The sequence below is a fragment of the Rossellomorea oryzaecorticis genome (assembly GCF_038405515.1).
Taxonomy (GTDB): Bacteria; Bacillota; Bacilli; order Bacillales; family Bacillaceae_B; genus Rossellomorea; species Rossellomorea oryzaecorticis_A.
The window spans coordinates 18,565-27,733 of record NZ_JBBYAF010000049.1 but is presented as its reverse complement, the minus strand read 5'-3'; the positions used below and the strand labels follow the sequence as shown (position 1 = coordinate 27,733).

Genomic DNA, 9,169 nt, shown 5'->3' with positions numbered 1-9,169 from the left:
GATGTATTCGTACATTTCTCAGCTATCCAAGGCGAAGGATTTAAATCTTTAGACGAAGGTCAAAAAGTAACGTTTGACACTGAACAAGGTCAACGTGGACTTCAAGCGACTAACGTAGTTAAAGCATAATCGCTTTTGCTGAAAAAGGACTCTCATTCGAGGGTCCTTTTTTTTTGCTTCCAACTACAACGAAGTGCTGACCGGCGTTCCAGCGCAGCTTTTTCCACTGGAATTATGCATTTTCCATGCAGTTTATAATATACCGCCAGTGGTACAGAATAGTAAGGACGGATGGGCAGATGCCTTTTTTTAAAAAAAATAAAAACAAATAATTGACTAAAATCGATTACAGTTGTAAACTCTAAATATAAGTTGATTACAAATGTAAACGAATTTGGAGGTGGTATCTTTTGCCCAATGAAGAAAAGCCGGAAATCACGGATTCCGAATGGGAAGTCATGAGGGTCGTCTGGACGCTTAAAGAGGTGACCAGTAAAGAAATCAGTAAAGTCCTTGAAGAAAAAAAAGAGTGGAAACCGGCGACGACCAAGACGTTTATTGGGAGACTGGTGAAAAAAGGCATGCTTCATACAGAAAAGACCGGAAACCGGTTCATCTACACGGCTGCGGTCACCGAGGAAGAAAGCCTTAAGACTTTGAAGGCAGGATTATTCACCCATATCTGCAGCCGTGCAGTCGGCAAGACGATTGCTGATTTAATTGGGGAGGCAACTCTCAGTCATGAGGACATCGTCTTGCTTGAAGAAGTTCTACAAAACAAGAAACAAGAAGCTGTCGACGAAATCGCATGCAACTGCGTTCCCGGCCAGTGCACCTGCAAAAAAGATCACGGCATGAACTGCCAGCATTAATTAAAGAGTTCTTTCTTTGGGTGTTGATAGATACAGCAATCAAGTCTGACATTTTGCTATGTAGATTATAGTCAGTTCTAGCTGTTTATTGGAGTGGAAGACGAAGACTCCTGCGGGAATAGTAGCTGATGAGAGACCTGTCCAGCTGCGGGGCTTAGAGGCACATGTCATAAGTCAACTCGTCCAAGAAGGCAAAGAACGCCTTCGTGGCCGATTCGCCCTATGCCACCCGCCTCTGAGCAAAGCCCCTCCGCTTTTCTTCCCGCAGGGAGGTACGACTGAGGAGGCTCACGGGCTACCCGCGGAAAGAGAAGTCTTCCACGGAAATAAACAGCGGCGTTCAAAATTCAAACAAACTTAAGGAGTGTTTAAACATGGAAAAAACATTATTGAAAGTATCAGGTATGACTTGTGGAAACTGCGTGAAGAAAGTAGAAACAACACTTAATGAACTTGACGGAGTGGAAAAAGCAAAAGTCGATCTTGAGAATGCATCCGCAAAAGTAAAGTACGACGAAGCTAAGCAATCTCCTGAGAGCTTAAGCAAAGCGGTTACTGAAGCAGGGTACGAATCAGAGCCAATCAAATAGAAAAGGTGGTCTCACACGATGACGGAAAAAACGTTAAGCATCGAAGGGATGACATGTGCGTCGTGTTCGCAGACAGTTGAAAAAGCGACAGCGAAACTGTCAGGTGTTCAGGAAGCCAATGTGAATCTGGCAACTGAGAAACTGAATATACGATTTGATGAAAATGAAATCACACTGGATGAGATAAAAAACGCTGTAGATGATGCAGGATACAAAGCCGTCTCTGAAATGGAAAAGAAAACATTCACGGTATCCGGCATGACTTGTGCTTCATGTGTGCAGTCAGTGGAAAAAGCAACAAGTAAACTTGATGGAGTCAAGGAATCAACCGTCAATATGGCAACGGAAAAAATGGTCATTCAATATGACCCTTCAGTACTATCGACAGCGGATATCAAAAAGGCGGTATCCGATGCAGGATATGAAGCCCACGAAGATGTCGACGCTGTGGATGCGGTAGATGAAGACAGGGAAAAAAAGGAGCAGCATATCAAGCATATGTGGAAGCGCTTCTGGGTTTCAGCTGTCTTCACGGTCCCGCTCCTGCTCGTTTCGATGGGTCATATGTTCGGTATGCCGCTGCCCCAAGCGATCGATCCGATGATGAATCCGATTGGATTCGCGCTCATTCAGCTCGTGCTGACAATCCCGGTGATGGTGATGGGGAAGCCATTTTTCACTGTAGGCTTCAAGACACTGATCAAGCGTCATCCCAATATGGATTCATTGGTGGCGCTTGGTACAAGTGCCGCATTCGTTTACAGCTTAATTGCGTCGATCTTTATCGTTTTGGGTAATGAAAGCTACGCGCAGGATCTTTATTACGAATCAGCGGCAGTCATCCTGACGTTGATTACATTAGGAAAGTATTTCGAAGCCCTTTCAAAAGGGAAAACTTCGGAAGCTATCAAGAAGCTTATGGGGCTGGCCCCTAAAACAGCGACCGTCTTCAGGGACGGGAAAGAAGTCGAGATTTCCATTGAGGAAGTCGAAGTAGGCGAAATCATCATCGTAAAACCTGGTGAAAAGATGCCGGTTGACGGTATCGTGGTCGAAGGAACCACTTCTGTTGACGAATCGATGCTGACAGGTGAAAGCATTCCGGTTGAAAAGAAGACCGGATCTTCCATCATCGGTGCGAGCATCAATAAAAACGGAACGATCCGCTATGAAGCGACCAAGGTCGGAAAGGATACGGCTCTGTCCCAAATCATCAAACTTGTAGAAGATGCACAAGGTTCAAAAGCGCCGATTGCCAAAATGGCCGATATCATTTCCGGGTATTTTGTGCCGATCGTCATAGGGCTTGCCATCTTAACGGGTCTCGCCTGGTATTTTGGAGGGGAAACAGGTCTCTTCGCATTCACGATTGCGATTTCCATCCTTGTCATCGCCTGCCCTTGTGCTCTTGGACTCGCGACCCCGACGGCAATAATGGTCGGTACCGGCAAGGGTGCTGAAAACGGCGTGCTCATTAAAAGCGGCGGTGCACTCGAAACGACACACAAGATAGACACGATCGTGTTTGATAAAACAGGGACGATCACGGAAGGGAAGCCTGTCGTAACAGATATCGTGACGGTTGAAGGTTTCTCTGACGAAGAGCTGTTGATCCTTGCCGCTTCAGCTGAAAAAGGATCTGAGCATCCGCTTGGTGAAGCGATCGTCAGGGCAGCTGAGGAAAAAGGACTCCCCCTTCTTAAAACAAGTTTCTTTGATGCCATCACGGGTCAAGGGCTTGAAGTGACGGTTGACGGCAAAGATCTGTTGCTTGGAAACCTCAAACTCATGGGTGAAAATGGTGTTGATCCAGGGGACTTGGAAGATACAGCAAACCGATTGGCTTCGGAAGGGAAAACGCCGATGTACATTGCGGTTGAAGAAGAAATCGCCGGCATCATCGCGGTCGCTGACACCGTAAAGGAAACGAGTTTCAAGGCGATTGAAAAGCTCCATCAAATGGGGCTTGAAGTGGCGATGATCACCGGAGACAACAAGCGCACCGCTGAAGCCATCGCAGGCCAGGTAGGCATCGACCGGATACTGAGTGAAGTCCTTCCAGAAGACAAAGCAAATGAAGTCAAAAAACTTCAGGATGAAGGAAGAAAAGTCGCCATGGTCGGGGATGGCATCAACGACGCCCCGGCACTTGCGCAGGCTGACATCGGAATCGCCATAGGATCCGGGACGGACGTCGCCATGGAATCAGCCGATATCGTCCTGATGAGAAGCGACCTGATGGACGTTCCGACGGCCGTCGAACTAAGCAAGGCGACCATCCGGAACATCAAACAAAACCTGTTCTGGGCATTTGCCTATAATATACTTGGAATCCCGGTCGCCATGGGAATACTCTACCTGTTCGGAGGCCCCTTGCTGAATCCGATGATCGCTGGTGCCGCTATGAGTTTCAGTTCCGTATCTGTATTGCTGAATGCCCTTCGCCTTAAAGGATTTAAACCATCAAGCACGTAAGGAGTGTTTCAGAGTATGAGTAAAGATCTGACATTAGAACTCTATACAAGGCCCACCTGCTCCGACTGCCAGGCGGCCAAAGACTACCTGGCAGAGCACGACATCGATTACGTGCATAAAAATGTCGGCGAGGATGAGGCGTTGGAGAAGGAATTAATCGAAATAGCGGGTTCCCGCATCGTTCCCTCCTTTGTTTTTTACAAAAAAGGTCTATTGGGTAAGAAGAAATTCGAGAAGAACCTGATCGGCTTTGAAAATAATCGAGTGGAAATTGAAGAATTATTGAGCTGAGCATTCGTAATACGGCAGACCTTCAACGTTGGTTGAGGGTCTTTTTTCTGAGAAAAAAGTTGAAACCTTCTCCATGTTTGTCCGTATATAGTAGTAGAACAAGAACATGAGGGGGAAATCATGAAAAAACTACTTGGACTTGGATCGGCGGTACTTCTGACAATCGGATTGACCGCATGTGGAACGACAACGAGCGGAAAAGATGTGGAAGAGATTATCAATTCTTCTATTTCTGCGTCAGAAAAGATGAAAAGCTTTCACGTGAAGATGGAAATGGAACAGGATATCATCCCTGCTGCTGAGGATGCCGGGGAAGTGAACCAGTCGTCGACGATTGAGATGGATTACGTGACGGAACCTCTTGGTATGTATCAGACGACAGAAATGACGATGATGGGAATGCCAATCGAAGCGGAAACCTATTTTACGGAAGAGGGACTTTACACGAAGGATTCAATGAGTAATCAATGGCAGTCAGCGCCGAAGGAACTATCGGATTCCATCGTGGAAATGAGTAAGAACCAAGCGGATGCAACTGAGCAGCTTAAGCAATTAAAGGAATATATCAAAGATGTGAAAGTGGAAGAAAAAGAGGGTCACTACCTGATCTCTTTCTCCGCTTCGGGTGAAGAATATCAAAGTTTAGTAGAAGAGACGGTAGAATCCACGATGCCTGAAGGAATTATGCCGAAGGAACTGCTGGAAGGCTTGAAAGTGAACAAATTGAGTTATACCTATGAAATTGACAAAAAGACGTACCACCCGGTGAATTTTACGGTCGATATGGATTTCGACATGGAGATTGAAGGGGAGAAGGTGCAATCGGTCCAGAAGATGAAGGGAAGCTATTCGAAAATCAATGAGGTTGATGACATTACGATTCCCGCAGAAGTAAGAGAGGGCGCTGTTGAAATGGATGATTCAGCAATGCAGGTTGAATAGTGATCAAAAGCGTGTGGCGGCCCCGCACGCTTTTTTTATAGGAGGCTCACCGGCCGCCCGCGGAAAGCGAAGTCTTGCACGGAAGTCAACAGCGGTATTTAAAAGAGGTTTTATATAAAAATAACTTTCGGAATAGAGAGTTCAAAATTGTGATTCAACGATAAGGATAGTACGATAGTCTTATGATAAACGTATTGGTGAAAAACTAAGATGTACGCTTGAAGGGTTACAATCAAGTAGGAGCTTTTTCATACAAACAGGATGATATATCACGAAAAGAGGATGAGCATGAACACAATGCTAACAACTGAAAAATTACAGGGCTTTGAACCGGGTCAGGTAGTGGCCGCGATCGAACGGTCATTGGCCATGATTCAATTCGACCCGAACGGAAATGTTTTATGGGCGAATGAGAATTTCGCCAAAACCGTTAAATACAGTGTGAGTGAGCTCCCGGGGATGAGCCACAAGCAATTCTGCACACCGGATTTTGCTGATAGCAGGGAATATCAACAGCTTTGGAGGAATCTGCGGAACGGGAATAGTTTTCAGGAAAAGATTCAACGTGTGACGAAACAAGGAAATCTCATCTGGCTTGAAGCTACATACACGCCGGTCTATGACGATGGAGGGAAGGTTGTCGGAGTGGTGAAAGTGGCAACGGACATTACAGAGCGTGAAAATGCCACTGTCAAGGTCGCTTCCGAGTTGCAGCAAATGTCTGAAGAACTCAGTGAAAAAGCGGAAGCAGGGATCAAGAGAAGCGAGGAAGCCAGCCTTGCCGTCGAGCGGCTCGTGGAGGAGTCGAAAGAAAATCTTGAAATCATGGAATCTCTTAAAATGCAGGCAAAATCGATTGAGGGGATTGTAAAAACAATCCGTGAAATCGCGACTCAAACCAATCTCCTTGCATTGAACGCAGCCATCGAAGCGGCGCGTGCCGGTGAGCATGGAAGAGGATTCAACGTCGTAGCCGGTGAAGTCAGAAAGCTCGCTACGCGTGTGCAGGAATCCATCGGTGAAGTCAATGCACGGATCGAGGGGATTACCGTTGAAATCAATAAAGTCAGCGAAGGAACGATCCGCTCACAGTCAGGGATTTCAAACAACCAGCTCCTCAATGATCAGGCAGTGGCGGCATTCCAGGAGATCGGAAGTGCAGCCCGGCTATTGGACCAGCAGGCGAGGGACTTTAAAGATATTCTATAACAATCGAAGGCCCGTCCCTCATCGCGTTAAAGCGACGAGGGACGGGCCTTCTATGTTGAGATCAGTTGTCCTTGACGGATTTGCGTTCAATGAGTTCGGTCGTCAGCTTATAGCTCTGATCGACTTTTTCCTTTGACAGCACCTGGAAGATGAGGTGGACTGCAAGGGCGCCGGCTTCGTATTTTGGCTGGCGCATGGTGGTAAGCGGAGGGGAGACGTATTCTGAAAGCTGGATATCGTCGAACCCGATGATCGAAATATCATCAGGGACAGAGATCTTCTTTTCATTAAGCGCCTGGATCCCGCCTATCGCCATTTCATCATTCGCATAAAAGATGGCCTGCGGGACATCCTTTTGAGCAATGATCATCTTCGTTGCCTGATAGCCGCCTTCCCTGGTGAATCCGCCTGAAACTTTCCATTTGGGACGATACTCGATTCCGTGCTTCAGAAGCGCGGCTCTATAGCCTTTGAATCGCAGCTCGTTATCATGGGAGTTATAAGGGCCGCTCACGTAGGCGATTTCTCGGCTGCCTTTTTCGATCAGGTGCTCGGTTGCCATGAAAGCACCATGTTCGTTGTCGACTTCTATTTGGACGACATGCTCACTTTGTATGCTGCGGTCAAGGACCACAATCGGGAAGCCTTCCCGGGAAGATTCCAGAATCGTTTCATCATCGATGTTATGGGCAAGGATGATGACGCCGTCGACCCGTTTTTCCCGCAGGAATTTAACCGCGGTGGATTGTGCCCCGCCGATTGAACTGCATGCAATCAAATCATACCCGTTCGTTGAAGCGACATCCTGGACGCCTTTAATCAATTCAGAGTAATAAGGTCCCGACAGGTCGCTCAGGATCAATGCGATCGTATTTGTGCTCGTTCGTTTCAGGTCGGAGGCAAGTCCGTTTTTTTGGTAATTTAATTGTTTCGCTGCAGCCAAGACTTTCTCGCGGGTCACCTCGCTGACCTTGGTGCTGTTGTTCAGCGCGTAGGAAGCGGTCGAAACCGCGACACCAGAGAGCTTAGCCACGTCTTTTATGGTTGCCATGAGTTTCACATCCTCTTAAAATAAGGCAGACCTTATTTTTTCGTTATCTATACGTTTTATTATACAATTATTGGAATGAATTGGAAGTGTTTTCACTTTGTATCAGGTACACAACCGCCTCGTATGGACGCAGTTTTTTCAACTCGGAAGGATGTGCTGTCCCTCTGTAGTTACTTATCAGTATTTCACAATCCTTATCATCGAATCCCGAAGGCAGTGTGAAGGCCGGTTCATGCTCGTTGAAATTCGCTATCACAAGGAGGATCTCATTCCCGGATTTTCTCGTATAAGCGAATATCTCGGGGTGATCTTCCAATATCAGTTCATACTCCCCATACACGATGATGTCATGTTCTTTCCTTAATTGAATCAGCTTTTTATAGTGATAGAAAATCGATTCTTCGTTTTTGACTGCGTCCTCTGCATTGATATTCTTATAGTTTCCATTAACTTCAAGCCAGGGTGTACCGGTAGTGAAACCGCCGTGAAGATTCGAATCCCATTGGAAGGGGGTCCTTGCGTTATCCCTGCCTTTTACATGGATTGATTTCATGATGTCTGCATGAGGCACGCCTTCGGATATTTTTTCGTTATAGTAATTGATCGTTTCGATATCCCGGTAGTCGCGGATGTCATCGAATACGATATTGATCATCCCGATTTCTTCACCTTGATAGATATAGGGGGTTCCCTGCATCATGTGAAGGAGGGTGGCAAGCATCTTCGCCGATTCTACCCGGTATTCTCCTTCATTTCCCCATCGGGAGACGATTCTCGGCTGGTCATGATTATTCCAATACAAGCTGTTCCAGCCTTGGCCGTGGAGCTCAGTCTGCCATTTGCTCAGTGTTTGTTTTAAGTCGATCAGGTCAAGAGGCTTCAATGCCCATTTCCCTTTTCCTGCTCTTTCATCAAGCGACATATGTTGAAAGGTGAAGACCATATCGAGCTCGTCCCGTCCTTCACCCGTGTACAGTTTTGCTGTTTCAGGCGTGGCAGAAGGGGTTTCGCCGACGGTTATGGTCGGATAGGTGGAAAGGACCTCCCGATTCATTTCCTGCAGGTAGTCATGAAGATTCGGTCCGTCGGTGAGGATGTTCTCATCGATCTCTTTCCCGATCAAATCGATCACATCCATGCGGAAGCCGCTGACGCCTTTCTCGAGCCAGAAGTTCATCATTGTATAAAGATGCTTCCTGACTTCTTTATTGTGAAGATTAAGGTCCGGCTGCTTTTTGCTGAAAAGATGGAAATAGTACTCACCGGTCTCCTCATCATATTCCCAGGCAGGTCCGCTGAAAACGGACGTGATATCACTCGGAGGTCCGTCGCTCGATTCTCTCCATACATAATAATCCCGGTAAGGATTGTCCTTGGATTTCCGTGATTCAATGAACCATCGATGTTCATCGGACGTATGGTTGATGACGAGATCCATCATAATGTGGATGTCTCGTTTGCGCGCTTCTTCAATCAGCCTGTCCATATCTTCCATCGTACCGAAATCACTCATGATTTCATAATAATCGCTGATGTCATATCCATTATCGTCATTCGGTGATTGATAGACAGGACTGAGCCAGATGATATCGATCCCTAAAAAAGCGAGATAATCCAGTTTTTCGATGATACCGGGGATATCCCCGATCCCGTCTCCGTCATGGTCATTAAAACTGCGCGGATATATTTGATACACCGTTGATTGGTGCCACCATTTTTTGTTCATAGATCCTCCTAAT

General features: G+C 46.6%; 9 protein-coding genes. 7 read left to right on the top strand and 2 right to left on the bottom strand.

The window, feature by feature from the left end; genetic code table 11:
• The 7 genes from AAEO50_RS18725 to AAEO50_RS18695 all read left to right on the top strand — a co-directional run.
• The coding region (locus AAEO50_RS18725) for a cold-shock protein (RefSeq protein WP_341985864.1) at positions 1-129 on the top strand (129 nt) is incomplete at its 5' end.
• A gap of 281 nt (positions 130-410) precedes the next feature.
• The gene (locus AAEO50_RS18720; RefSeq protein ID WP_341985861.1) at positions 411-872 is read left to right on the top strand and encodes a CopY/TcrY family copper transport repressor; all 462 of its coding nucleotides are present in this window, start codon (positions 411-413) and stop codon (positions 870-872) included.
• A 374-nt stretch (positions 873-1,246) separates the two neighbouring features.
• Positions 1,247-1,462: a copper ion binding protein gene (locus AAEO50_RS18715; RefSeq protein WP_341985860.1), complete on the top strand. Its 216-nt coding sequence runs from the start codon at positions 1,247-1,249 to the stop codon at positions 1,460-1,462.
• A gap of 18 nt (positions 1,463-1,480) precedes the next feature.
• Entirely contained in the window at positions 1,481-3,937 is a 2,457-nt protein-coding gene (locus AAEO50_RS18710; protein ID WP_341985858.1) for a heavy metal translocating P-type ATPase, read from the top strand.
• Between the two features lie 15 nt (positions 3,938-3,952).
• Positions 3,953-4,228 carry a glutaredoxin family protein gene (locus tag AAEO50_RS18705; protein ID WP_341985857.1) on the top strand — a complete coding sequence of 92 codons (276 nt, stop codon included), beginning with the start codon at positions 3,953-3,955 and terminating at the stop codon, positions 4,226-4,228.
• Between the two features lie 120 nt (positions 4,229-4,348).
• Positions 4,349-5,170 (top strand): DUF6612 family protein, encoded by an 822-nt coding sequence (locus tag AAEO50_RS18700; RefSeq protein WP_341985856.1) that lies wholly within the window; start codon positions 4,349-4,351, stop codon positions 5,168-5,170.
• 297 nt (positions 5,171-5,467) lie between these two features.
• On the top strand, positions 5,468-6,379 hold the full coding sequence (locus AAEO50_RS18695; protein WP_425383229.1) for a methyl-accepting chemotaxis protein: 912 nt from the start codon (positions 5,468-5,470) through the stop codon (positions 6,377-6,379).
• A gap of 61 nt (positions 6,380-6,440) precedes the next feature.
• Here AAEO50_RS18695 and AAEO50_RS18690 read toward each other — a convergent pair whose 3' ends face one another.
• Together AAEO50_RS18690 and AAEO50_RS18685 are read right to left on the bottom strand one after the other, a co-directional pair.
• On the bottom strand, positions 6,441-7,430 hold the full coding sequence (locus tag AAEO50_RS18690) for a LacI family DNA-binding transcriptional regulator (protein ID WP_341985853.1): 990 nt from the start codon (positions 7,428-7,430) through the stop codon (positions 6,441-6,443).
• A 67-nt stretch (positions 7,431-7,497) separates the two neighbouring features.
• Positions 7,498-9,156 (bottom strand): alpha-glucosidase, encoded by a 1,659-nt coding sequence (locus AAEO50_RS18685; RefSeq protein WP_341985852.1) that lies wholly within the window; start codon positions 9,154-9,156, stop codon positions 7,498-7,500.
• Positions 9,157-9,169 lie beyond the last annotated feature (13 nt).

What these genes read in the sequence shown, in the direction of transcription:
- AAEO50_RS18715 (WP_341985860.1), top strand. Translation starts at nt 1,247, where the DNA reads ATGGAAAAAACATTATTGAAAGTATCAGGTATGACTTGTGGAAACTGC.
- AAEO50_RS18710 (WP_341985858.1), top strand. Translation starts at nt 1,481, where the DNA reads ATGACGGAAAAAACGTTAAGCATCGAAGGGATGACATGTGCGTCGTGT.
- AAEO50_RS18705 (WP_341985857.1), top strand. Translation starts at nt 3,953, where the DNA reads ATGAGTAAAGATCTGACATTAGAACTCTATACAAGGCCCACCTGCTCC.
- AAEO50_RS18700 (WP_341985856.1), top strand. Translation starts at nt 4,349, where the DNA reads ATGAAAAAACTACTTGGACTTGGATCGGCGGTACTTCTGACAATCGGA.
- AAEO50_RS18695 (WP_425383229.1), top strand. Translation starts at nt 5,468, where the DNA reads ATGCTAACAACTGAAAAATTACAGGGCTTTGAACCGGGTCAGGTAGTG.
- AAEO50_RS18690 (WP_341985853.1), bottom strand. Translation starts at nt 7,430, where the DNA reads ATGGCAACCATAAAAGACGTGGCTAAGCTCTCTGGTGTCGCGGTTTCG.
- AAEO50_RS18685 (WP_341985852.1), bottom strand. Translation starts at nt 9,156, where the DNA reads ATGAACAAAAAATGGTGGCACCAATCAACGGTGTATCAAATATATCCG.